Consider the following 548-nt stretch of genomic DNA (forward strand, 5'->3'; position numbering starts at 1 on the left):
TCCTCAGGCAACGGCATGGGCACAAGCAGGCAGAGCCATTCCCGCGTTGGGCACAACTCATGCGGATTATTTCTACGGACAAATTGCGTGCACTCGCGCCTTGAGCGACGAAGAGATCGCGCACAACTACGAGCTCAACACTGGCAAAGTCATCGTCGAAACCATCGGTGATTCAAACGTTATGGCGTCACCCGGCATTTTGGTCAAAGAACACGCACCTTTTACTTGGGGTAAAAGCCCTGCTCAAGCGGTTCACAACGCCGTAGTGGTTGAAGTGGTCGCAGGCATGGCTTTGCAAACACTGCAAATCAATGCCGAGGTAGACACTCTTAACCCTTCGCTTCTCGACAAACATTATTCACGTAAGCACGGCGCGAACGCCTACTACGGTCAAAGCAAAAAATAAGGAAACATGATGAAGATTTTCAACGACAAACAAGTATGGTTTGTAACAGGCTCTCAGCATCTTTACGGCCCACAAGTATTGGAAAGCGTTGCGCAAAACAGCGAAGAAATCATTGCAGGATTAAATTCGTCTGATGACATTT

2 protein-coding genes are annotated in these 548 nt (G+C 48.5%); both read left to right on the forward strand.

The window, feature by feature from the left end:
* The coding region (locus tag R7Z50_RS30230; RefSeq protein WP_318150112.1) for a class II aldolase/adducin family protein at nt 1-406 on the forward strand (406 nt) is incomplete at its 5' end.
* A 9-nt stretch (nt 407-415) separates the two neighbouring features.
* Nucleotides 416-548: hypothetical protein (locus tag R7Z50_RS30235; RefSeq protein WP_318150113.1), on the forward strand; the 133-nt coding region annotated here is incomplete at its 3' end.

Source organism: Vibrio sp. 1249-1 (assembly GCF_033340495.1).